Below are 23537 nucleotides of genomic sequence, written 5' to 3' on the forward strand. Positions count from 1 at the left end.
GGGCCGCTTCGCCTGCAAGGTAAGCTTCGCCGTCCTGCTTGTATGTTGGGGGTGTCAGATTAAACTGGCAATAAGGATGCTGCTGCACGACCGGCCTGCTGGGTTTCAAAGCCCGAGGGTGAGCTGAAAAGCGCAGCATTTTTTTCAGCACCAGCCCGAACAACTGCCTGGGCGGTTAATTCCAGCCCGAATTTTGCAAGACCGGGAGAACTGAAATGAACATGAAAGTCATTGTGGGTGTAGATATAGCCAAGAATAGCTTTGACGTATGTGTAAGTGGATGTACTGGCACCTATCACTTTGAAAATTCTGCCAAAGGTTTTGAGGCGTTGCTGGATTTAGTCAGCAGCAACGAAATCAGCTTATTCGTGGTTGAAGCAACAGGTAACTATCACAGAGCGCTTATAGAATTACTTGAATTGCGTGGTTTCAAGGTTGCTGTCGTTAATCCGCGCCTGATAAAGAACTTCAGTCGTGCGTTGGGGTATCGGTCAAAAACTGACGTACAGGATGCCAGACTAATCTGTGAATACGGTATGCGTATGGATCCGCCGTGTAGAGAGAAGCCTGATAAGGAACTGTTGAAGCTTAAAGCAATGGTTAGTCGCCGGCGTCAGCTCGTCGCTAATCGCACAATGGAGACGAACCGTTTTGAAGCACAAACAGAGCAGGAAATTAAGACTGATATTCGTCGCCACATTCAGTGGCTGACCTCAGAAATAAAGCGTATCGACGAAGTCCTCGCTGGAAGGATCGGGAAGATTCCCGTATTGAAAGAGAAAGTGGAACTACTTAAAGAGGTTAAAGGAGTAGGGCCGGTTGTGATGGCGGCATTACTTACCCAAGTGCCTGAACTGGGAACGCTTGATCGCCGTAAGATAAGTGCTCTTATCGGACTTTGTCCTTACTCCAGGGATAGTGGGAATTTCAGTGGACGCCGGACGATTTGGGGTGGCCGTTCTGATATCCGTTCAATGTTGTATATGGCTGTACTTTCGGCTGTGCGCTATAACCCGGAAATCAAGGCTTTTTATGAAAACCTGACAGCAAGAGGCAAAGTATTCAAAGTTGCCATGACGGCATGTATGCGTAAGTTGATAACCATCATAAATGCGATAATCCGGGATGGTGAGAAAAAAATAACGATGATGTAATCCCGAAACCAGTCCCTTCGCCATTGACAAGATAATATCATGCACGCCTGAACAAGTCAGACCGCCATGCCTGGTATCAGACAATGTGGCCAGACATTTTAGCCGCACAATCCGTCATAATTTGTTCCATCAGTAGAAATAACATTATGTAGAAACTATAATTTTTCACCTAACGTGCAGATATTCCAGCGGCTTCCGGTACTTGTGATAATTGTTCTGCTCATTGGCGCAACATCGATCCGCTGGAATGCACTCAATGGCGCATCCAGCAGACCCGTTATGATTGCGCAAATAACCGCTGCCGATGCAATCGTGCAGTGGTGCCCCTGCACACCCGCATTTCGTGAAAGCCATTCACTTGTACGGGATATAATCGCAGCTATACTCTCGCCACCCGGTGGTGCGTCACACGACAGCCAGCGATGAAATGCTTCACTGTTATCCTTCATAACCTGTTTTATGGGCAGGCCCGCCCATTGACCATAGTCAGGCTCAGCCAGCTGAGTAACAACCTCGCCCCTCAGCCTCAATGCGGCTGCAGTCTGTAGGACTGCAACCTCCGGAGCGAGCCATATTTTACTCCCGGCTCTGATATCTACCTTCATCTTGCTCAGGGCTGCAATTGCTTTCTCACTGAGCTCGTCATTCGCCGGAAAACGCGTGTGGCGGTTTGCCAGGATTTCTCCCTGGCAGATAAGGTGCATCACCGCGCTCACGCTTCAGTCGCCTGCAGACGCAAAACGAAGCCTGACTTTGTTCAGGCTCTTTTCTGTCAGCCAGCCAAACAGAAGTCCGGTTGTACACCACATGGCCAGTTGCGTGCCGAAAGCACTTAACCGGAAGCGCCAGAGAACGTCTGCAGAGAAGCCTTCGGGTATTTCATTCACCGCCGGCATCAGCAGACAGGCCACAATCAGCATCGTGAGGCCAGCCAGGATACCCCAGAGCGCTGCATTCCAGTTGCCCATATGTGTCCGGAGCTGGTGCGCACCCCAGGCTGCCGTAACAACAATCGCGGCTGAAACCAGCAGCATGATGAAGTAAAGCATCGTCCTGTAACCAATCGTAGCTGCATCACCCACCGCCGGCGGATTGGGCGGATATTTCAGCCCCGGCATCAGGCTCATAAACAGAAATCCCCCCAGTGACAGTATCAGCGCAAGCGCTCTTGCGCTGGATGGGCCGGTACGCTGCCAGCATAGCGACCATGCCAGCGCCAGTGCTCCACCCATTGCGGCGCTGAACAATATCATCCCGCTCAGCAGGCCCGCTCCGGACTGTGTACCGCGGGTGAAAACCTCGCCTTCGTCATCATGATTATGATGATGTTCACTTTCACTGCTGGCATGCTTTACGCTGAGCGTTTCTTCAAAGGCTATGGCTTTGTCAACCTGCGGCTCACCCAGAAAATGGGCAAAACCAAAGGCAACGATACCCGCCAGCATTCCGGCGAACATTCCGTTCAACAACAGCTTTCCGGTCATGCGTCAGTCCTCAGTGGCAGGGAAATCCCAGCAGATGCCGGGCATCATGGAAATACTCATGGATCTGATTGCCGGAGAAGACGGCGGTTGCCCCCTGCTCAGCACCGATAAAATAAACCGACAGAAGCACCATCAGCGTGATAAATGTAGCCCAGGGCAGGATTGCGTTAAGGGGAATCGGCGCGTGCTCTGAACGAATATTTTCAACAATGTGTTCCATAATTTGTCCTCTTCTCTGGCTGCAAAATCTTCAGGAATCAATCTGTGACGTTCCCGGGCTTATAGCCACGGGGACACGGTGCACCGGGTGGTGGTGAACATGCTCAGGCGGGCAGCTTGCCCTGACGAGCGTCACCGGCATGCCATGGGGAGTGTTAAGATATGCCTGACGCCATTCATCTGTCCGGCAGCTTATCTCTGCCTCATCGGCCATCTGCAGTGACATCAGCATCTTTTCCGTTGCGGCCACCCACTGGCGGTAATAGGCATCATTGACACTTTCATGCGCCAGTGCCGGGTGCGCTTTAATTTCTGCACTGAACACGTCGACCCAGGCCTTCCAGCTGAACAGTCCTGCCTTGTGCAGGCAGACGACCAGGGAAAAGACCTGCGCCTGCCATGGGTGCTCAAACGGTGCGCTGCATGCTTCCGGTTCACTCATCATTACCGATGTGAATGTACTCATAACGCCTCCAGATAATCGTCCCACAGGTCAATGCGCACCGTGTCCTTTGCCGGCGCGTTTTCTCCCCACAACTCTGTGGCGTCGAAGCTGACGCTGTAGACGTGTTGCGGATGATCGCCAAGGCCATGTGCCACGGTGTCCGGGGTAATAAATACGCCGTGGTCAATGACAATTGTGCCGGTTTTTCCGCGTACATAGCGCGGCAGGCGGGTGTGGCCGACTGGATTGATGTTTTTTGCCCTTACGCGGTCGCCCGCCCTGAAGCTAGCGGGAATGTCTGTCTCAACGCGGGCTGATGCTCCTGTCATGATGACGGCCTGCACCATTTCCTGGCGTAATACGGGGATGTCAGCAGAGACTTCTCCCGGCTGCTGAATGCCGGCCAGCTCTTCCGGGGTTATCACCCCCTTTTCAAGCAGCAGCGTTTCGAAAGCGTGCATCCAGTGTTCGTAATAGCTTTCTTCAAGGTAGTGCACCGGGTTCATGCGCTCAATGGCATGCCGGAACATATCGACGTTAAAGTGGCCGCCGACAAACAGGGAGGCAAATAATGAAAAGGTGCGTCGCTCCCATTCGTGATGAAAAGGCGGTTCATTTTCTTCAGTAATGACGGCACCCATGCCGTGCATGCCGCCCAGATCGTGTATTCCGTTCATCGCACATCCTCCGGAATGTCTTTCAGGGCATCGGGTTGCAGGGCAACACCGGTGCCTATCATGGCATCGCGCGTCACCAGCTTAGCGAGCTGATCTTCAGTCCAGCCCGCGGTGCCGGCCGGTCTCTCTGGCAGCACGAGATAGCGCAGTTCGGCGCTGCTGTCCCATACCCTTATTTCCTTTTCCTCGCTGATGTTCAGGCCAAACTCAGCCAGAACATTTCGCGGCTCAATAACGATACGCGAGCGGTAAGGCGCTGACTTGTACCAGGCCGGGGGCAGGCCAAGCGTCGGCCAGGGATAGCAGGAGCACAGCGTACAGACAGTCACGTTATGAACATCCGGCGTGTTCTCAACCACCATCATGTCCTCGCCCTGTACGCCGGAAAACCCCAGCTCGGCAATGGCCGCGGAGCCGTGTTCAAGCAGACGGGCTTTATAATCGGGGTCGCTCCAGGCTTTCGCCACCACGCGGGCGCCGTTTCGCGGCCCGATGCGGTGTTCGTAGGTGTCGATGAGTTCATCCAGCGCAACAGGGTCAACCAGTCCTTTTTCCGTCAGTAGTGACTCCAGCGCTTTCACCCGCAGCGCAATCTCTGCCGGGGGCTCGGTGTGGTTGTGCTCATGTTCATGGTCATGTGCCATCGTTCTTCTCCGGGTGTTGGTAAACGGTGTCGGACATTGCGGCCCGGTTATTACATCTGCTTCCAGTCGCCGCTTGCCTCAAACGCGGCGGCAGCCTGATAAATCGTGCTTTCATCATAGTGACGGCCTACCAGCATCATGCCAACGGGCAGTCCCCCTGCCAGCCCGCATGGGACAGACATAGCCGGATGGCCGGTCACATCAAGGGCCGCAGTATTGCCGATCATCTCAAACGCCCTGGAGATATATTCCGTTACCGAACAGTCAGATGATGGCAGGGGTGGGGCCGTTACCGGCACGGTAGGCATGACCAGAAGATCGAAGTCACTCAGGGCACGGTCATAATCTGCGCGTGCGCGGCGTGCCAGGTTCTGGGCTTTGGCGTAATAGCGGCCGTTGTAGCGCGTGAGGCCGTACTGGCCGATGAGCATACAGATTTTGAGAGAGGGGGAGAGCGAGTCTGCGTTCGCACGCCATCCGGCATGTTTATCGAGCAAAGCAACATCATAGAGGCCCTCCCAGTTAAACCCCATACCGTTGCCGTGCATCATCTGCATCGTCAGGCCCTCGCAGCCAATGGGTGACCACAGCGCGGCGGCAAGCGCATGCCCAGGCACCGACACCTCGCCTGCCTGTGCGCCGAGGCTTATCAGGAGGTCAATAGCTGCCCGGACTTTCTCCGCGACCGCAGGCTGAAGGTTAGGTAGCCCAAAGCCCTCCGTCACTATCCCTATTTTCATTCCACTGACCCCTTTCTCCAGCGCGGCGGTATAGTTCCCGCTGCGCGGGCTGTACTGTCGCGGGTCCAGACCGTCAGGACCTGCCATGACTTCCAGCATCAGAGCGTTGTCACGCACGCTGGCGGTGATCGGACCGGCATGGTCGATAGTGGCCTCAATGGGCATAATGCCGGTGTAAGGCACCAGCCCGTGGGTGGGTTTCATTCCGTAGGTGCCGCAGAATGCGGAGGGAATACGGATAGAACCGCCCTGATCGCAGCCGACAGCCATATCAACCTCACCCGCGGCAACCAGCGCGGCGCTGCCCGAAGAGGAGCCCCCGGCACTGTGCCCCTGACGCCAGGGATTATGGACAGGCGCCGGATCGGAGGTATGACTGCCGCCGGAAAGGCAGAAATGTTCACAGGTGGCCTTACCCAGTATGGTTGCGCCGGCGTCCAGCAGGCGGGTTACCACGGTCGCATCAAAGACGGGCACATGCCCCTCCAGCGAGGCGGCCCCGTTCATCATCGGCACGCCGGCCAGGGCGACGTTGTCCTTCAGCGCCACGGTTTTTCCTTTCAGCCTGCCATCGGGTGCCCCTGGTACCTCACTTTTGTAATACCAGGCGTTCAGCGGGTTTTCATCTCCTGCCGGGCGGTGGCCTTTTTCGCGCGGGTACTCAACCGGCGGAATTTCGTCCGTTAAACCCTCTATCAGGTCATAGGCATCGAGGTTAGGCTGCATCAGGGAAAGATATTCAGCGGCTTCACTCTCTGAAAGAGTCAGATGAAGCTGGCGGGCGAGTTGCTGTAACTGGGTGGCATCCGGGCGTTCAATGGCCATTCTCTGTTCCTCATGTAAATATCTAAGACTGATTTCCTGCACTGAACATAACGCGGTCGGCTACCCGCCACCTGGTTGAGAAGGACAGCCAGCTGGTCAGGAAGGACAGCATCAAAAAACGCGGGCGTAGCGCAGGTTCACGCGGAAGTTTTCTTCCGTACCATTCTCCACGTGCAGATCCCGCCCCAGCTGTATCTGGAACTGATCGCGCGGGGTAACGAATTTCGTGGTAGTCAGGCGGATATTGGTGGTCTGAGTCGGGTTATCCTGATTCATACCATCGATAGTGGTTTCGCCTCCCCACGTCTGACCCAGTCCCAGCCCAAAGGAGAGCGTCTGATCGGGCATATATCGTCCCATTATCTGTGCGGTCCAGGCGTTATCCTGCTCAAGTCGTGATGACCCGGAGCCATAATTACTGTTATTCCCGTACCAGATGCCATCGCCCACCACGTCCAGCGCCCAGCGTTCTGTAAAGAACTTCACCCATGCAGCCTGCAGATCCACTTTCCAGCGGTTTTCGCCCAGATTCAGCGGATCGTTATGGTTGTAACTGCCAGAGGGCAAGTACAGATAAGGTGCAAACCCCAAAATGTCGCCACCCTCGCTGAGCCTGACCTTCAGAGGAACGGTCAGTATCAGGTCTCCTGTGCCGCTGGCTGAACCAAGCGAAGCAGCCTCGCCGCCGCCTGAAATCCGCCCAAACGGCAAAAGAAACTGTGGGTCCAGCGTCGCCGATTCGCTAATTTGCACGGTATGCAGAAGACGCAGCATGCCGATATCAGAGGTCAGGTTGTAATCAGAGCTGACTTTTTTTCCGCGCGAGTACGCCGAGCCGGTTGATGCATGCTGGTAGTAAAGCAGCCCTACGGTTGTGCCGTCAGGGAACTGGCTGTAATCACCGGGCGCCACTTCCACCGCGAAAGCCGGCAGAGACGCGAGCATGAGCGTTGGCGCGCTGAAACGTAATGCGTGCATAAAACCCCCAGAATGTTGACGTTGTTAATTATTTTTCTCAGTGCTTTGCGTCACGCATCATCCCGGTTCCAGGATGGCAGTTGATGTATTCAAAGGTCTGAAAACGGGCATCTGAAACGGAAACCTCATGGTAAAGCCGCAGCTTCTGCAGGCCGGTTACGACACGAAAGAAGGTGGTAAAGATACGCAGATGGGTGGGGTGAGATTCGGCCCAGCGTTCAAGCCGGTCCAGAGAGCGCCAGAAGCCAATATCGTAGGCAATATCCAGCAGGTTTCCGTTACGGTCGACGTTGCGTACAAAGCGGTTACTGTAACAGCCGAGCTCGTGCCCCTCGTCGCGCAGAAAATCCATGCCTGCCTGCAGCGGTGGAAGCATCTCGTTGAAGTAAAGCTGGCGCTCCTGTTCATCGGCCTCTGCCCAGTCCTGACCGGAGCGGATAAGCGTTATGTTGTCGTGGCCCTGTACCACCACCCGGCCTCCGGCTGCAGGGTCGCCTGCCATGATGCGCAACTCGCCGTCAGGCTGCAGCCAGTCATTCTGTGAGGCCGGAATCCGGTCACGCACCGATCCCCAGTAGCCGTGTTCCTGTATTTCACCGCTGAGATTATTCATCAGGGCCCCGACACCCGGCAGCTCCTCTTTAAAGGCATACAGAGTTTCGAACTGCTCGGCGCGCGGTGCGATGATTTCCCGGAAATAGCCAAGATCATCATTCAGACGTTTGTCCGATGACCACCAGTTTTCGATCTCTGGCAGGCGCAGCCAGCGGCAATAGGCTGACGGATCCCGCCAGTAGCCCACCACAATAAAATTTCCGAATCCCTGGTTATCGACATGAAATGTCATGTCGTGGTGACCCGGACCGTAATCAAGACCGAAGCTGTCGACCATGTGCTGCATGGCCAGAACAGCTTTCTGCCGGTGCTCTTCATGAAACTGCACCCCCAGATAGGCCATGACGACCTGAGTCAGATCTTTATCTGCCCGGCCGACAAACATCGGAAAAGGAGGTTCGTAGTCATCATGAACCCGGCGGGACAGCGTGCGGGGGCATTTGAGGTGCTTATCGATGGCTGATTCCATAAAACTCTCCGGTATGATTTTTAAGTGATGAATATTTTCAACACCGATACTAAGGAGAATTTTTCTGCCTACCTGGCTGAGCAGGACAATCAGCTGGCTGTTGCGGACACATCTTTGATTGCGTTACCGCGGATTAAATCTGAATAGAAATGGTGCGGGAGTGCCCTGGAAAAGTGCACCGGGGAGGCTGGCACACTTCTGACCGCGTCAGTATATGCATGTGGTGCGGGATGAAAGCATGGCGCGGAAATTGCTTAAAGTCAGGAACAACTATTAGCTATCAGCCGATTTATATGAGGTGTCGCTGTGAAAAATTGTTCCGCACCCCAGGGCGAAATTCGGTATTCAACCGGAGAGGTTGCAGTCCATCAGCGCTTCGATTACTGGCATGACGTTATTCTTCGTCACTGTATTCCTTCAGATGGTAAGCCTCAGGCTGACGGCAGATTCAATGGTGAGCTTGCGGTACGTGAAATAGGGCTGGTAGATGTGTGCACCCTTAATTCAACACTGCATCACTGGGAAAGAAAGGCACATCATCTGCGCTCGGGGCCGGAGGATGACCTGTGGTTGGGCTATATTCAGAGGGGATATGGTCAGCTCGAACAGGACGGCCGCAGGGCCTCTCTGTCAGCAGGAGACCTGGTGCTTTATGATGCGGCTCAGACTTTTCGTTTCAGCATTGGCGGGAGCGATAATCATCTGATCCGGATTCCGCGACACCTTCTCAATGGGCAGATTTCAGCCGGAAGGGGAATGACCGCCACAATTCTTGATAACAACCGCCCCGGTGTGGTCCCACTCCGGGAAATCGTCTGTCTGGCCGCAAATAATTCTGTTCTGTCAGGTAACCCGGAAATGGCCGGGCACTTTTCGCAGACGATATTGGATCTGCTGACGCTTAGTGTTGAACTTCAGAGTATCGATAAAGTTGCTGCTGAATGCGATTTGTACGTGAGAGTACGTAACTATATCAGTCGTAATCTGAAGAACCCCGAACTAAGTCTGCAAAGCATTGCGAAAGCGCATCATGTGTCCGTCCGCACTGTAACCCGTGCTTTTGCGCGTCATCAGAAAACTCCGGCTGCTATTATATGGCAGGAACGTCTGACCGCCTGCAGAAATGCCCTTGTTCAGGGCGGGGCACGAAGTGTTTCAGAGATAGCTCTGGATCACGGTTTCTCTGATTTGACTCATTTCAGTCATGCATTCCGTAAAGCTTTCGGAGTAACGCCCAGCTCGGTGATGAAGGAGAATTCATGCGTGATTAACATGGGTGGATTTTCCGGGCATGAAGAACTGGCTTAAGACTAACGCACTAACCAAAAGTGTTATCGTGCGTCAATGCAATAAGCTCAGTTTTCTTCATACCTGCTGTAGAATTGGCAGGTTTAACATCTATTTACTTCAGATGTATTCATCTAGAGGCATTCAGCCTCACATCAAAAGCCAGTTCAGCTTTTCATCCCTGGCCGCCTTCTGATTTATCCATCAGGCTAAGCAAAAAATGCTTCCTCTACGGTGCGTTTATTCACTGTTCATAGTGAAATATCTTGAAGTTAAACACAACTGCTCACCCGTTCCCCGCCGTGCGCGGGACATTCAGTCCTCTCCGGCGTCGACCCTGTCTGCTCCGCTTTGCGCCCGGCTGCTGTGTCGGCACGGCGGAGGCCGTGCAACCATTGACTGAGGAGCAGATGATGAAAAGAGAACTTACCATTGCCGGCCTGATAGCCAGCTTGTCGAGGTTTGCCCCTGCCACTCGGTGCGTGGCCCACATCTGGGTGGCGGACGACTTTGAGGTCATAGACTCAGAACTCTCACCAGATGAAGGTAAGCGTCACATTGCGGCCGTATTGACTGCTGTCTGATACAAACTTTTTGACGGGCTGGAGTGATACGTCCCGGCATGCCGGGACGCGAGTGAGAATCAGAAGGTAGTCCAGTTTCCGTCGGCTTTGTCCGTCACCGGAGGCTTCACCGCTGCGGAGACCGGCAGATTTACGCGCGTGACGGCTGCATCGGGACGGGAGTCTGCAGCAAGCGTGAACACCGACACCGACTGTACCAGCAGGGACGCCTGTTCGCGCAGGCTCTGCGAGGCTGACGCCGACTCCTCAACCAGCGCGGCGTTCTGCTGGGTCACCCCGTCCATCTCCGTCACGGCGATGCCCACCTGCTCGATGCCCCCCGCCTGCTCGGCGCTGGCGGCGGTAATCTCTTCAACCGTGTCGCTCAGCCGGCCAACCGACGCCACGATGTCCGCCATGGTGCTAGCGGAACGGTCAGTCAGCACACTGCCCGCGCTGACGCTGGCTGAGTTTGCCTCAATCAGCTGACGTATCTCGCGGGCCGCCGTGGCGCTGCGGCCTGCCAGCGTGCGCACCTCCCCGGCCACCACGGCAAAGCCCCGCCCCTGCTCGCCCGCCCGGGCCGCCTCAACGGCCGCATTCAGGGACAGGATATTCGTCTGGAAGGCAATGCCGTCAATGACCGAGGTGATGTCAGCGATACGGGCGGAGCTTTCGCCGATGGACTTCATGGTCCCGGTGATGTCGGCGGTGACCTCATTTCCCTGGCGGGCGACATCCCGCACGTTCACGGCAAGCTGCGCCGCCTGACGGGCATTGTCGGCGTTATTCCTGACCGTCACGCTGAGCTCGCTCATGGTGGCGGCGGTTTCTTCCAGCGCGCTGGCCTGCTCCTCCGTGCGCTGGGACAGGTCAGCATTGCCCTGCGCAATCTGCAGGCTGGCCGTGGCCACGCTCTCTGCGTTCCGGCGCACGCTACTGACGGTCTGCGCCAGCGAGTCCTGCATTTCCGCAACCGCTGCAAGCAGCCTGCCGGTCTCATCGCGGCCAGCAACAGGGACGGTTACGCTCAGATCTCCGAGAGCTATACGCTGCGCCGCATTGAGCGCCGTATTAAGCGGGCGGACGATGCTGCGCGTGATGAGCCAGGCCAGAAGCATCGCCAGCAGAACGGCTGCGATACTTAGCGTGGAAAGCAGGATAATAGCACTTTGCCGCTCCTGCAATGCAGATGCTCCGGCTTTCTGCATCTGGAACTCCTGAAACTTCACCATGTCATTGATGGCTTTTATGTAGTCAGACTGGGTCTGGAAGCGCGGTCCGAAAAGCATCTGTGTGGCTTCATCCCGCCTGCCCTGCATGGCGAGCGAAACGACATCGTCTGAAAATGCCTGATACTCTCTGTCGGTGCTTTTCATAAGGGCAAGCAGCTCCCGGCCTTTCGGGGTACTGAGCAGCCGGTCAATCCTGTCGATGGCATCGGCCATCTTTGTGCGAACGGTGTCGTAGTCTTTTTTAAATCCCGCCTGCCTGCCCGTGTCACCGTTGAGAATGATGACGTTGCGCACCAGCCGGGTCATGTCGATTGAGTAGTAACGAAGGCTGGTTGCAGCCGATGTTTTCTCATAACGGCTGCCCGCCAGGGTTGTGGCCGTGTCACCCAGAGACTGAATACGGGAGATGCCGGTCAGCGCGATGATGACCAGAAGAAAAAGGATAAAGCCAAACGCTGCGCCGAGGCGTACGCCGATTCTGATGTTGTTCATCTAAGTTCCCGTTGATGATAAAAGCTGAGTGTAGAAAGTCTGAGGCATCCGGAGATACATTGTCTGTGTCGTTTTATGATGTGTGGCGGTGACCTGAAAACGTCACCTTGCTGGCATTATCGACAGCAGGTGACTCAAAGTTTAGGCCTAAGAAACAGAAGGGGGATAGATACCCGGTAGCCTCTGCGGTGAGCTGGTGCAGGATGAAGAGGACGAGGACGGCATTGCGTGCGTGACCGGGCCGGATAGTAAACAGCATCGGACACTTTGGCGGCTGACGGGAGGCTGCGGGCCTGCTGCCCCTGCGCATCTATGATAAAGGTGTGATACAGTAAACAGCGGTTTTTCTTAACGCGAATTTCACTGCCTTACTTTCCTTCCCGGCCCCGCTGGCCAGGTTTCGGGATTTTTTTCAGCCATCCGGGATGTTTGTCCCGGATGGCTGCCCCGGAGCTCACCTTCTGTATCACGACCATGTCCCTCAGCTTCAGGCACCAGACAGCGAACGCCGGCAGAGGCGTGCCCGTGTTCAGGGCAATAAAAACCGCCATCACGGCGGTACAAAGAGTAATACTGTGACTCTTGCTTTTATCGCGGTCAGCCGGAGCGCGCCCGGTCTTAATCATATAAAAAATCGCCGCGACAGCAAGCGTGAGCGGGTTAAAAACGGGTTCTCATGTCCGGTTACCTCCCCGCCTCTGCCGGCACGGTGGTGCCTGAGGCCTGACGTACCGAATTTTGGCCGTAAAAAAACCGCCATCTTTCGGAGCGGGCTGAACAATCAGTTCTCGTTCACAGTAAACGGGCCAGATCCTGCAGGGGAACGGGCCGCTTTCAGCATGGAAGAAAATGCGGCACTGCAAACCAGAATAAGCTGCAGACACAAAAAAAATGGCCCCGCGCGGGAGCCAGAAAAACACAGAGGTCTGGGTCGTTGCCTATCCCTGGTGAAGGATGATTTAAGTATCGGCCGGATTGCCGCAGACATAAGCCCGTGCGGCACAATTTTTTCGTACCCGCCTGCATGGTGTATTTACCAAAACAGTGCTTATGCTACTTCTGCCTCTGGCACAAAGCTGCCTGTTGAAAGTAACGAATGTCCGCTCTTCGCTGTGAGTTCAACCGATGGATGCAACACACTGATTGAATCGCTCTGCGGGTGATTCATAGTCTAGCGTTTTTCTTGGCCTCTCGTTGAGCTGCCTGGCAACACTGTTTAGTCTTTGCTGGCTGTGAACCGATAAGTCAGTTCCTTTTGGAAAATACTGCCTGAGCAATCTGTTCGTATTTTCATTGGAGCCGCGTTGCCAGGGAGATTGAGGATCGCAGAAGTAAACCTGAATATCTGTGGCTACAGTAAACCGGGTATGGCTGGTCATTTCAGCGCCCCGGTCCCATGTTAATGTTTTATAAAGCTCAGCAGGTAATTCCCGGGCTTGTCTGATGAGTGCAGATATAACCGTTATGGTCTTGTTATCCCTGACTTTGGCCAGCATAACAAAACGGGAATGACGTTCTACGAAGGTGACGATACAGGAGTTTTTAGAGCCCTGGAGCAGGTCACCTTCCCAGTGACCTGGTACTGCTCTGTCAGCGGCTTCAGGTGGCCTTTCGCTGATAGAGACCGTATCCGGGATTGATCCTAGTCTTTTCCCTTTAAGCGATGATGTTCTGGATCTACGCACGACTCTTCCGCTTCTGAGGCATTGCTGCAGTTCTTTTTTTAATGCGCCCCGGGTTTGTATAAAAAGCGTTTTATATATCGTTTCGTGTGACACATGCATTTCCTGACTATCCGGATAACAGCGTTTCAGCCAGCCGGCGATCTGTTCCGGCGACCAGTCCTGATGCATCTTCTCTGCAATGATTTTACACAATGCGGGGCTTTCGATTAGCTTGCAAGGTTTTGGTCTCAGAGCATTTTCCCACGCAGCAGTATCCGCTTTTGATGCACGGTATTGTTTTGCACCGCCGTGCCTCCTGATCTCGCAGCTAATCGTTGAAGGAGCTCTTGATAATTTGGCTGCGATGTCCCTGATGCTGCGTTTTGCTACCAATCCTCTGGATATCTCCTCTCTTTCATCAAGCGAAAGCGCTAACCGGTGCCGCTTTCGCACGGGAGGACGGCAGCCACCTGTCTGGTGGATTGTAGGCATAATAGAAGAGTGAAATCTGTCGAACATTCTGGCGATATCATGCAGAGAATCACCTTGCTTATATCTGTCTCAGATAATCGCTTTCTGTTCTGGCGTGAAGTAAATGCGTGTTCTTCGTTTCATGGCAACGTCCCCCTTGATTAAGGATAGCGCTGCATCGACCCGTTGAACTCACAGCCAATAACGGACGTTGCTTTCAACAGGCAGCTTTGTGCCAGAAGCAGAAGCAGAAGCACTGTTATGGTAAATACAACATACGGGCGGGTACGAAAAAATTGTGCCGGCCGGGCTGATGCCCGCGAAAATCCGGCCGATACTTAAATCATCCTTCACCAGAGATAGGCAACGACCCAGACCATTGGGTTTTTTCTGGCTCCCGGACGGGAGCCATTTTTTTGCGTTTGCAGCTTATCCCGGCTTGCATAACCGCAATTTTCTTCCATGCTGAAAGCGGGCCGTTCCCCTGCAGGATCCGGCCCATTTGCCGTAAATTGTGAACGAGAACTGATTGTTCAGCCCGCTCCGAAAGATGGCGGGTTTTTTTACGGGCAAAATTCGGCGCGTCAGGCCTCAGGCACCGCGTTGCCGGCAGAGGCGGGGAGGTAACCGGACATGAGAACCCGTTTTTTATCCGCTTAAGCTTGCTGCCGTAGCGATTTTTTATATGATTAAGATCCGCCGGCGGCTCCGGCTGACCACGATAAAAAAAGAGTCACAGTATTGCTCTTTGTACCGCCGTGATGGCGGTTTTTATTGCCCTGAAAACGGGCACGCCTCTGCCGGCGTCCGCTGTCTGGTGCCTGAAGCGCAGGAACGTAGTCGTAATACAGAAGGTGATTTCCGGGGCAGCCATCCGTGATAAACATCCCGGATGGCTGAAATAAATCCCGAAACCTGGCCAGCGGGGCCGGGAAGGAAAGTAAGGCAGTGAAATTCGCGTTAAGAGAAACCGCCGCTTACAGTATCATGCGTTTTCAGGGGCGCGCAGGGGCACCAGGCCCGCAGCCTGTTACAGCCACGGGATTCGTGACCGAACTCTTATGTTAAAAACGACCAGTTGGCAGAGTCATATAACTCTGCCAACTGGTCGTTACCTGAGAATGGCCGTTAGGAGACTGCTGAATACGGAACTCGTTACGAAAGCTCGCTCCGTCGTGACTTCCTCTTTCCGCATGTCGGCTAGCCTGGCGAGCGCACGTTCAGCATCGGCAGCGCGAACATCTTCAAACTGCTTTTCCCAGCCGGCATTGGACAGTTGAGCGGATTTTTCCGCGTCGGTTCTTTTAAGGGCGGCGATATGCTTACCCTTTTTAAAAATCAGAACTCCTGCATGGTGTACTCCGTGAACAGGGTTGGAGTAGGGAGTAACATATCTGAACCAGCCTAATTTTGCGCAGTGGAGCCTTTCTGACGCGGTTCGGGACTGGGGCATAAAGTTACGAAAAGGCCGTCAGGATAGCACGGCCCTGAATCATTTATTACCGGGATTATCTGACAGATATTTAGACGGGACGTAACGTTGTTTCATCTGATGCTCGTTTCTGACGTAGTCTTCTCCGCACTCAGCAGAACAGAAAGCCGTACCCGCCACGGCCGCCTCATCCTTGCACCAGTTACACCTGCCGTCCGGACTCTTCAGTCCGGGTTTACGGGCTAACAGGGCCGAAGCAATCAGCGCCTCCTGAACTTCATGTGCTAGATCTGCGTCATCCATCATATTTCCCTGAGCATGATTGTTATCAGTTGATACACCAGTGAAAAAATACCCGTTATCAAAGTAAGCGTCACATTCAGACCGTATTGATGTTCATGCAGATGTGAGGTTTCGTTTTCATGACAGCAGGTCATGTAGCCGGTTCATCAAAAAATTCTGTATCATCCATGTGCTTAGCCTGCCTGACAATCAGGGTCTTACTTGCGGGGAGAACCGCTGCGCCCATGAGCATCCGCCACACGCAGGATATCCACGCACATCAGGCCGGTATGATCTGTCTACTGCCGGCAGACCCTGCACCAGAACGGCCTTAATCAGAGCGGTACGCCTCATATCAGCCATACTTTTGTAAAAAATACCTTCCGGACTGACTGCCGGCGTTCAGATCTTGCTACGGAATACACAGCTTTGCTGTTCAGCCCGGTCATCAAGCCCGGCCGGATTTTGTCGATAGTATATTACTTCATTAACCAATAAGGTTTATCCATTGAAAATATCGACACGTTTAACGGCAGGCTTTACCTTCCTTATCTTATTGTTTGTAATCAGCTCCGCATTTACCTTTATCAGCCTTAACACGTCCCGGCATGAGATGAATGACATCGTTTCTCACAGGCTGAAAAAGGTGGTGGTGGCGAATGAAGCCGGCACGGCCCTGAGAAATATGCTGGTTCAGGTCAGAAATATGGCGCTGTTTTCTGACGAAAAAGCCGTTGCCACAGAGTGGGAACGCTTTGAGAAGAGCAAAACTGCTTATATCCAGAATCGCAATAAGCTCAAAGGTATGATTATGGCTGAAAACATCCCGGACGAGATGAAGCTCCTGACTACCGTCCTAGATAATGAGAAAACTGCGCTGGCGGTGCTTGAGACTGCTGCAAACAAAGGCAGGCTGAAGCAGCTTGAAGGCCTGCCGGATTATCTCACCAGCGTGGTGCGGCCTCCTCAGCAGCTTCTGATTGCGAGTCTGAACGCCCTGACGACAATTCAGACGACGCAGGCTGAAAAAACTGCTTCTAGAAATAATGAACACGCCATCAAGGTGCTGAAAATTTCCGGCCTGATTATTTTTATTTCAATCGTGAGTAGCGTACTGGTCTGCCTGTTTACTGTCCGCATCCTGATGCGGCAACTGGGGGGGAGCCCGCAGAGGCTCAGAAAATCGCGGCGGCGATTGCCGGCGGGGATCTGACCACGCCCGTTCAGCTGCGCCATAAGGACACAACCAGCCTGCTAGCCTCTCTTGACGGAATGCAAACTGACCTTCGCGCACTTGTGGGGCAGATAAAGGGCGCCGCCGGTTCAGTGGCACAGGCGGCGGATGAAATCTCTCAGGGCAACAGCGAGTTGTCATCACGGACGGAGCAGCAGGCGGCTGCGCTGCAGGAGACAGCGGCCAGCATGGAAGAGATAACGGTCACAGTAAGGAACAACACAACCAGCGCGCAGCATACTGCCGGCGTGGCAAGGGAAGCGGCTGCTCTTTCCCGTAACGGCAGGGAGGATGTGCTTCGCATGTCCGAGAGCATGGGAGAGATATCTCACAGCGCCGGAAAAATAAGGGATATCACCGCCGTTATCGAGAGTATTGCATTCCAGACCAATATCCTCGCACTGAACGCTGCGGTCGAGGCGGCCCGTGCCGGAGAGGAGGGGCGGGGCTTTGCGGTAGTGGCCGGCGAGGTGAGGTCGCTTGCGCAGCGCAGTGCCAAAGCGGCAAAAGAAATTAAAGCCCTCATCGAGATGGCTGTTACGCAGGTCGAAAACGGTGTCTCAGTAGCTGACGGTACAGGACAGAGTATCATCAGAATTACCGGCATGGTGGGTGAACTGGCTGAGGCCATGGACGAAATCTCGCTCGGCTCTGAGGAACAGATGCAGGGCATCACCCAGGTCAGCATTGCGGTAACCCAGATGGACGGCGTCACGCAGAATAACGCCGCGCTGGTTGAAGAGTCCTCGGCGGCATCGCAGTCCCTTTCTGAGCAGGCGCGTGCACTGCAGAATATGGTGGAAACTTTCCGCATATAATGTGCAGGTAAATCTCCTGCTTCGTCCGGCTGCCGGAAGAAGCAGGAGTCGGCAGACTGACCGGGCGTTCGGACATCCTCCGGTATATCTGCCGTAAGCTGGCACGTCAGAAATACACACCCTTTTAATATTTTATCTGCAGGATTCAGGGTGCCTTAAGCAATTCGCCGCTATGCTTTCTGCGCCACTCAACACAGGTAATTATGATGAAAAATAACACGCTGCACGTACTTACGCTTTTGTACGGATTTACCGTCGTTTCTTCTGCCAGCGCCGATGACGGAGTACATGCCGTCCACGCCGACTCAGCAGAGCGAACAGTGATCAACGGACAAACCCAGCCGCCGGTAAAATTTGCTACTATCTGGGCTGATGATGAAGGCGCGACGCACGTCGGACACGGCCGCTTTGAAGGCCTGCAGTTTAAGAGCTATGCCCCCCCTTCAGCGCCACAGTGGATAGGCGTTTCACCCGATGGGGTAGAGAGCATTGCCTATGCTGTACTTCCGCCGGGCTACGTTGGCAGCTGGCATCATGCACCGGGCCCGCAGTGGGTCATCACCCTGTCCGGAAAATGGTCCGTGGAGACCACGGACGGCACCACGCTGGTCCAAGGGCCGGGCGAGGTGCAGTTCAATGCGGATAGCAATTCGCGTCCCCACGTGGATGATAAAAGAGTGGGGCACGTGTCGCGTACGGTTGGAAGCGAGCCTAACGTGCAGCTGATTATTAAACTTAAGCAGGGTGTGCGAACCACCGGTGCCTGCACGGACTGAGGGAAAAAAGATGTGTTACCGCTTTACTAAAACGCCTTTTGTTCTGGCTCTGATGATGGCCGGTTTCTCCACCGTGGCGGCAGATATGCCCGGCGTTAAAATCGTTACGGAGAACGCTGCCTTTTACGAGCTGACAGACACCAATGCCCGCCCGGAACTCATTACCGACATGGCAGTATGGGCTGAGGGCCCTGTATGCACACCGGAAGGACTGTTTATTTTCAGCGACGTGAAGCAGAACCGGGTCATGAGCTGGTCAGAAAAACAGGGGCTGAAGGTCTGGCTTGCCCCCTCGGACTATCAGAACGGACACGCTGTTGATGGCAAGGGACGCATCATTGCTGCCTCACACGGCAGGCGCGCCATTGTGCGTCAGGAGCATGACGGCACGTGGACAACGCTGGCTGATTCCTGGGATGGTAAGCAGCTGAACAGCCCCAATGACGTGACGGTGGCACCTGACGGCGCGATCTGGTTTACCGACCCAACCTTTGGCGTACTGAACAAGGAAGAAAGTTACGGCGGAAAGCCTGAGCAGGGCGGCGAATATGTTTACCGTTACGACTCCTCCTCACGCAGTCTGTCACGCGCCGACACGCCTGAGGTGCATTCCCCGAACGGACTGGCTTTTTCGCCTGACGGAAAAACGCTCTACGTATCTGACACGCAGCTGGCGCACGACTTCAGCAATAAAAAACTTGCTCACCGGATTATGACCTATCGGATTGACGGGGCACGCCTGACCGGCGGACGTGTCTTTGCTGAAGTATTGCCCGGCTTACCCGACGGCATAAGAACGGATGAGAAAGGCAACGTTTGGAGCAGCAGCAAAGAGGGGGTTCAGGTCTTTTCTGCGCAGGGGGTACGTATCGGAAAAATACTGGTGCCGTCGGAGGACACCGGCAATCTGGCGCTGTGCAGCGGTCCAGACGGCAGAAAATGGCTGTACGTCACCGCAGCAAATCTGGTGTTGCGCCTGCCGGTTAAGGTCAGTGCAGCCGGTCAGAATCCGGCCGTCAGCAGCCTGAGAGGCCGTTAAGCGACTGGCAGGCACGTATACCTCTGTGGTGTACGTGCCTTCTGTTAAGGCTCACACTGAAAACTACGCGTCCGTGAACTCTGCATCACGCCTTCCAGTCAAACGATCGTGGATGTCGCGTCTGAATATATCAATCGTCCACATCCACAGGATATGCCCGAGCGTCACGGAGAAGAGCTCGGCAGGCGGCAGCTTCTATACCGGCGGAGTCCAGCCTCCCAGGGGAAGCACAGCGCCATGGAAACAGGCTGTAACTACCAGGGCAAAGGCGACATCCTGCCACAGCTTGATAGCGGGAAAGTACTCCGCCATCATACAGTAAAAAAGCGCAAAAACGACGGAGGACAGGTGATGAAGCCTGCCACACCCCAGTTTATAATGTGACCGGCGTACTCGTAGGTGTAAGACGGCTGACGTTAATGCCCGCGTCGTGGGGCATTTCTGCGGGAGGAATGGCGCGTTCAGGCGTACGGGGCGGCATGGGCACTTCCGTACCCCACTTCACGAAGCTTGCAACGTTTCCGCCCCAGAAGCCTGCCCAAAGTGCAGCCGCCGGGCGGCGATTCAACTTATATGTAATCGAAAAAAGAGACATGCTTTACCTTGCTCAGGAATCGGTATATATCAGCTTATTCTGAAGATGAGAGATGCGGGATGGATATTTTGTTACAGTTTACAACTGAATATTCTGATTAACATTAAGAGTTATGACCTGTCACACCTCCGTAAACTTCATATCCAGACCGTATTGACACTTAAGTCGATGTGAGATCAGCTTTCCACAGCAGCAGCTCACGCATACGGTTTACCGACCAGTCCTGGATATGCCCCAGGACATAGCACAGCCACGCCCCCGGATCCACAGCATTCAGCCGACAGGTGCCAATCAGCGAGCACAGCTGCCCGTTCCCCGCGATGTTGTTGTCTATCTCTGCCCAGCCGTTGCCACAGTACAGGTTCAGCGCGTCCCATTGCTTCAGCAGGTACGCGAACGCCTTCGCCGTATCCGAGTGGCGCGACAGCACCGTCATCTGCAACTGTGTCCAGTCGTACAGCGAGTGCATCAGTGGGGTGGTTTTCGCTTTACGGACCGCCAGTCGCTCCTCTGCCGGGCTGCTGCGTATCTCAGCCTCGATGGCAAACAGTTCGCCGATACGCCTGAGCGCTTCGGTGGTCGTGTCGGTCGGCGTGCGGGCATGCACGTCGTGGATTTTTCTGCGTGCATTGGCCATGCAGGCCGTTTCTGTGATATGTCCGTCTTTGTACAGCGCGTTCTAGCCACCGTACGCGTCCGCCTGAAGGATACCGCTGTATCCCGCAAGGTGCTGTTGTGGATGGACGCCCTTCCTGTCCGGCGAGTACGCGAACCAGACCGCCGGCGGCAGCTGTGACCCCGCATTGCGGTCATCCCGCACGTACACCCGCAGCCGGGCCGTCCGGGTTTTACCGCTGCCCGGCTCCTGCACCTGTACCTGTACCGGGATATGTAAGCGTCACGTTTACACCACCTTCCGTTTCAGCCCGTGCTTTCTGCCATTTATACTTTCGCGAACAGGGACATTAGCATGGACAAAAATACGCCTTACACCAGGAGGCCCAAGATCACTACTACACTCAGCTTGCGGTTTAACGACGCCCTGCCCGTCGCGCCGGAAGAACTGGCTGTTCGCCGGTTCAGATGAAGGTGGAGAACGTGCGGCAATCCTCTGTTCACTGATGGGCACCTGTCGCCTGAACGGTGTGGATCCCGTAACATAGTTGAGTTATGCGGTCTTAACTGGCGCTTACGGTTGTTACGGGCTAATTTTTTTCAGGTTGTGAACTGCGGTAGCCCTGCGTGAACCTGCTTTTGCTCTGGCGTATTTGATGACTGTTAACCAGCGTATATCACTGCAGCTGTTAAGGTATGAAGCCAGCGATAAACGCAGCTGTTCCCAGCTGATGATTTGCAACTCTGGCTGTTTCCGGTTCAGATACCCCAGCTCGCGGAGGGCAAAGTCGACACTGCGCTTTGCATCCTTCAGGTTTCCGCCGCACTGATAAATTCCGGCTATCTGCCTGATTTTTTGAGCACAATTCCCGGCTGCTATATTAACTGTCAAAGAACACCCTGTTTTATACTTTTATGCGGCCCCTAAAGATTTAACTCAAAACAGGCCGGAAGAGTACTTTCTGTTTAAAACAGTTCCATATTTAAAAAAAGTTCGGACAGGGTTCATCGGCCTGTTCCTAAACCCGCATCCAGGAGCGGGCGTTCTAGATAAACACTAAAGATGTACCGGGATACAGACAGTTCAAATCATGGATTTGACCCTATATATCCAGACGTCTTTTCTCTCTTACGGTTGTGATAACTTTCTGCGTATATATTCCCGTGGCGAGCGATATCCCAGCGCGCTGTGCGGGTGATGTTCGTTGTAATGACTGAACGCCACCGCCAGGTTAACCACCGCTGCCTGGCTGTCCGGTTTTGGCATTACACTGATGTAATCCCGCTTTATCGTCTTCACGAAGCTTTCTGCTATGCCATTGCTTTCCGGACTGCGAACTGCGGTCGTGCAGGGCTCTAGTCCCAGCATCCGGGCGAACGCCCGCGTTTCATGCGCTCTGTAGGCTGAACCGTTATCTGTCAGCCATTCCACCGGTGCTCGCTGCCCAGTCGATGATTTCCCGATCGCAGCAGTCCTGTGCGAAGGTTACCCGCAGCTTTTCACCATTGTCGCATCGGAACTCGAAGCCATCTGAACACCAGCGCCGGTTGCTCTCAGTGACCGATACGCGCCCTTTATGTGCACGCTTACGCTGAGGATCAGCAGGTTTGCGCTCCAGCAGAAGGTGATGAGTACGCATAATCCGGTACACGCGTTTTGCGTTAACTACAGGAAGCGCGTCACGCTCTGACTGTCGCCGCAACAGCGCCCACACCCGGCGATAACCATAGGTGTGCAGTTCGGCGACCATAGTATGTATCCGGGATAACACCTCAGTATCGTCAAAACTGGCATGCAGCCTGCAATCCTGCCAGTCAGGCGAACGGCGGATCCTGAGACTCAGTTGCGCATGCGCAATCCATTTTTTTGTCCGGCCGAACTCCACGGCCTCTTTGAGTATTTCAGCTTCCATCGTTTTTTTGCCCAGCAGGCGCTGAAGTTCGCGGATTTGCTTATTGGCAGCAGCAAGTTCGGAAGCGGGAACGACTTCTCCGCCTGAGGTCACGGCGGTCAGTGAACCGTCTTCATACTGCCTGCGCCACTTGAAGATCTGATTAGCATTGATACCGTGCAGTCGTGCGACATGAGACACGGTCATGCCCGGTTCCATAGTCTGCTGAATAATGGCAATTTTTTCCTGCGGAGTACGACGCCGACGCCGCTCATGTCCTGATAACACTTCAACCATCTTATTATTCTGACTGGTGTTAAACATAGTTCCAAGACTACCTCTTATTTTAAGAGAGGCGAAGTGTCTGGTGATCTAAGGGGCTAATCTAAAGCTGATTCGAGTGAATGATTTGTAATTACGTCAGCATACGATCACCGTAAGGCTGAGCTAACGGTTGTAAAGCTCTTTGATCGCGTGCCAGCGCATGTATGGAAACTGGTTGAATAAGATACGGTGTGAAGCAGCAGCTAGGTCTAATGGTAACAGGCGGTGCCCATACAAATTCTTTGTATGGGCACCGCCTGTTGAACAAGCCGAAGGCGCGTTAGCAAACAAAATCACTTATCCACATCTGCACAGGCTCGATCCAATATTGATCCAACTATGATCCTTACAGTTCCCAACAGATCCCGCGGTCTCTGAACCCGCTCCACATCTGGCCTGAGGCACTTTTATAATGTGTGCTGGTGGGATAAACATGTGTCCTGACGGGAGGTTCGTGTGTACTGGTGGGGTAGCAATGTGTGCTGTTGGGATGTAGTGTGTGTGCTGTTGGGATAGAGGTCGTTTTTACTCACAGACAGATCCTGCAACTCAGAGACGAGATAAATTT

Annotated in this window: 15 protein-coding genes and 5 pseudogenes; 6 read left to right on the forward strand and 14 right to left on the reverse strand. The window is 54.1% G+C overall.

The genetic code is table 11. The features are described 5' to 3' along the window. Window positions 1-215 precede the first annotated feature (215 nt). Window positions 216-1154, forward strand: coding sequence for an IS110 family RNA-guided transposase (locus tag ACX8ZY_RS23180; RefSeq protein ID WP_013360176.1), 939 nt, complete (start codon window positions 216-218; stop codon window positions 1152-1154). Between the two features lie 155 nt (window positions 1155-1309). Here the strand turns inward: ACX8ZY_RS23180 and ACX8ZY_RS23185 are convergent, their stop codons facing one another. From ACX8ZY_RS23185 to oxdA, 9 genes are all read right to left on the reverse strand, one after another. Further along, complete coding sequence (locus ACX8ZY_RS23185; RefSeq protein WP_459261409.1) at window positions 1310-1870, reverse strand: histidine phosphatase family protein; 561 nt, start codon at window positions 1868-1870, stop codon at window positions 1310-1312. A 3-nt stretch (window positions 1871-1873) separates the two neighbouring features. Then, window positions 1874-2638 carry a CbtA family protein gene (locus ACX8ZY_RS23190; RefSeq protein ID WP_337016247.1) on the reverse strand — a complete coding sequence of 255 codons (765 nt, stop codon included), beginning with the start codon at window positions 2636-2638 and terminating at the stop codon, window positions 1874-1876. A gap of 10 nt (window positions 2639-2648) precedes the next feature. Then, the gene (locus ACX8ZY_RS23195) at window positions 2649-2858 is read right to left on the reverse strand and encodes a CbtB domain-containing protein (RefSeq protein WP_013360173.1); all 210 of its coding nucleotides are present in this window, start codon (window positions 2856-2858) and stop codon (window positions 2649-2651) included. 30 nt (window positions 2859-2888) lie between these two features. Beyond that, window positions 2889-3323 (reverse strand): nitrile hydratase accessory protein, encoded by a 435-nt coding sequence (locus ACX8ZY_RS23200; protein WP_013360172.1) that lies wholly within the window; start codon window positions 3321-3323, stop codon window positions 2889-2891. Beyond that, window positions 3320-3979 carry a nitrile hydratase subunit beta gene (gene nthB, locus ACX8ZY_RS23205; RefSeq protein ID WP_325177810.1) on the reverse strand — a complete coding sequence of 220 codons (660 nt, stop codon included), beginning with the start codon at window positions 3977-3979 and terminating at the stop codon, window positions 3320-3322. Before nthB ends, ACX8ZY_RS23200 begins: the two co-directional genes overlap by 4 nt. Then, the gene (gene nthA, locus ACX8ZY_RS23210) at window positions 3976-4623 is read right to left on the reverse strand and encodes a nitrile hydratase subunit alpha (RefSeq protein ID WP_346530461.1); all 648 of its coding nucleotides are present in this window, start codon (window positions 4621-4623) and stop codon (window positions 3976-3978) included. Before nthA ends, nthB begins: the two co-directional genes overlap by 4 nt. A gap of 50 nt (window positions 4624-4673) precedes the next feature. After that, window positions 4674-6188, reverse strand: coding sequence for an amidase (locus ACX8ZY_RS23215; RefSeq protein WP_337016239.1), 1515 nt, complete (start codon window positions 6186-6188; stop codon window positions 4674-4676). A gap of 111 nt (window positions 6189-6299) precedes the next feature. Then, window positions 6300-7166 carry a transporter gene (locus ACX8ZY_RS23220; protein ID WP_013360168.1) on the reverse strand — a complete coding sequence of 289 codons (867 nt, stop codon included), beginning with the start codon at window positions 7164-7166 and terminating at the stop codon, window positions 6300-6302. A gap of 37 nt (window positions 7167-7203) precedes the next feature. After that, a complete protein-coding gene (gene oxdA, locus ACX8ZY_RS23225; RefSeq protein ID WP_337016236.1) occupies window positions 7204-8250 on the reverse strand; it encodes an aliphatic aldoxime dehydratase in 1047 nt (348 codons plus the stop codon). A 306-nt stretch (window positions 8251-8556) separates the two neighbouring features. On the opposite strand from oxdA, the gene ACX8ZY_RS23230 reads away from it, so the two are divergent. Then, a complete protein-coding gene (locus ACX8ZY_RS23230) occupies window positions 8557-9558 on the forward strand; it encodes a helix-turn-helix domain-containing protein (protein ID WP_459261414.1) in 1002 nt (333 codons plus the stop codon). 622 nt (window positions 9559-10180) lie between these two features. Here ACX8ZY_RS23230 and ACX8ZY_RS23235 read toward each other — a convergent pair. Together ACX8ZY_RS23235 and ACX8ZY_RS23240 are read right to left on the reverse strand one after the other, a co-directional pair. Further along, a complete protein-coding gene (locus tag ACX8ZY_RS23235) occupies window positions 10181-11827 on the reverse strand; it encodes a methyl-accepting chemotaxis protein (protein WP_337016638.1) in 1647 nt (548 codons plus the stop codon). A gap of 1118 nt (window positions 11828-12945) precedes the next feature. After that, window positions 12946-14106 (reverse strand): annotated as a pseudogene (locus ACX8ZY_RS23240) (IS30 family transposase). 2078 nt (window positions 14107-16184) lie between these two features. Here ACX8ZY_RS23240 and ACX8ZY_RS23245 point away from each other — a divergent pair. The 3 genes and pseudogenes from ACX8ZY_RS23245 to ACX8ZY_RS23255 all read left to right on the forward strand — a co-directional run bounded on the left by ACX8ZY_RS23245 (window position 16185) and on the right by ACX8ZY_RS23255 (window position 19543). Beyond that, window positions 16185-17728: pseudogene (locus ACX8ZY_RS23245) on the forward strand (methyl-accepting chemotaxis protein). Between the two features lie 206 nt (window positions 17729-17934). Then, window positions 17935-18504: a cupin domain-containing protein gene (locus ACX8ZY_RS23250; RefSeq protein ID WP_346530396.1), complete on the forward strand. Its 570-nt coding sequence runs from the start codon at window positions 17935-17937 to the stop codon at window positions 18502-18504. A 10-nt stretch (window positions 18505-18514) separates the two neighbouring features. Further along, window positions 18515-19543 carry an SMP-30/gluconolactonase/LRE family protein gene (locus tag ACX8ZY_RS23255; protein ID WP_337016584.1) on the forward strand — a complete coding sequence of 343 codons (1029 nt, stop codon included), beginning with the start codon at window positions 18515-18517 and terminating at the stop codon, window positions 19541-19543. Window positions 19544-19738: 195 nt separating this feature from the next. Here the strand turns inward: ACX8ZY_RS23255 and ACX8ZY_RS23260 are convergent, their stop codons facing one another. The 3 genes and pseudogenes from ACX8ZY_RS23260 to ACX8ZY_RS23270 form a co-directional block, all read right to left on the reverse strand. Further along, complete coding sequence (locus tag ACX8ZY_RS23260; RefSeq protein WP_346530362.1) at window positions 19739-19858, reverse strand: hypothetical protein; 120 nt, start codon at window positions 19856-19858, stop codon at window positions 19739-19741. 440 nt (window positions 19859-20298) lie between these two features. Further along, window positions 20299-21015: pseudogene (locus ACX8ZY_RS23265) on the reverse strand (IS66 family transposase); the annotation flags it as partial. Window positions 21016-21882: 867 nt separating this feature from the next. Continuing rightward, window positions 21883-22942: pseudogene (locus tag ACX8ZY_RS23270) on the reverse strand (IS3 family transposase). Window positions 22943-23065: 123 nt separating this feature from the next. Here ACX8ZY_RS23270 and ACX8ZY_RS23275 point away from each other — a divergent pair. Continuing rightward, window positions 23066-23152: pseudogene (locus tag ACX8ZY_RS23275) on the forward strand (Hha/YmoA family nucleoid-associated regulatory protein); the annotation flags it as partial. Window positions 23153-23537: the final 385 nt, after the last annotated feature.

The organism is Pantoea sp. XAF26B01_ASV70, from assembly GCF_054512635.1.

What these genes read in the sequence shown, in the direction of transcription:
- ACX8ZY_RS23180 (WP_013360176.1), top strand. Translation starts at nt 216, where the DNA reads ATGAACATGAAAGTCATTGTGGGTGTAGATATAGCCAAGAATAGCTTT.
- ACX8ZY_RS23190 (WP_337016247.1), bottom strand. Translation starts at nt 2,638, where the DNA reads ATGACCGGAAAGCTGTTGTTGAACGGAATGTTCGCCGGAATGCTGGCG.
- ACX8ZY_RS23195 (WP_013360173.1), bottom strand. Translation starts at nt 2,858, where the DNA reads ATGGAACACATTGTTGAAAATATTCGTTCAGAGCACGCGCCGATTCCC.
- ACX8ZY_RS23200 (WP_013360172.1), bottom strand. Translation starts at nt 3,323, where the DNA reads ATGAGTACATTCACATCGGTAATGATGAGTGAACCGGAAGCATGCAGC.
- nthB (WP_325177810.1), bottom strand. Translation starts at nt 3,979, where the DNA reads ATGAACGGAATACACGATCTGGGCGGCATGCACGGCATGGGTGCCGTC.
- nthA (WP_346530461.1), bottom strand. Translation starts at nt 4,623, where the DNA reads ATGGCACATGACCATGAACATGAGCACAACCACACCGAGCCCCCGGCA.
- ACX8ZY_RS23215 (WP_337016239.1), bottom strand. Translation starts at nt 6,188, where the DNA reads ATGGCCATTGAACGCCCGGATGCCACCCAGTTACAGCAACTCGCCCGC.
- ACX8ZY_RS23220 (WP_013360168.1), bottom strand. Translation starts at nt 7,166, where the DNA reads ATGCACGCATTACGTTTCAGCGCGCCAACGCTCATGCTCGCGTCTCTG.
- oxdA (WP_337016236.1), bottom strand. Translation starts at nt 8,250, where the DNA reads ATGGAATCAGCCATCGATAAGCACCTCAAATGCCCCCGCACGCTGTCC.
- ACX8ZY_RS23235 (WP_337016638.1), bottom strand. Translation starts at nt 11,827, where the DNA reads ATGAACAACATCAGAATCGGCGTACGCCTCGGCGCAGCGTTTGGCTTT.
- ACX8ZY_RS23250 (WP_346530396.1), top strand. Translation starts at nt 17,935, where the DNA reads ATGAAAAATAACACGCTGCACGTACTTACGCTTTTGTACGGATTTACC.
- ACX8ZY_RS23255 (WP_337016584.1), top strand. Translation starts at nt 18,515, where the DNA reads ATGTGTTACCGCTTTACTAAAACGCCTTTTGTTCTGGCTCTGATGATG.
- ACX8ZY_RS23260 (WP_346530362.1), bottom strand. Translation starts at nt 19,858, where the DNA reads ATGATGGCGGAGTACTTTCCCGCTATCAAGCTGTGGCAGGATGTCGCC.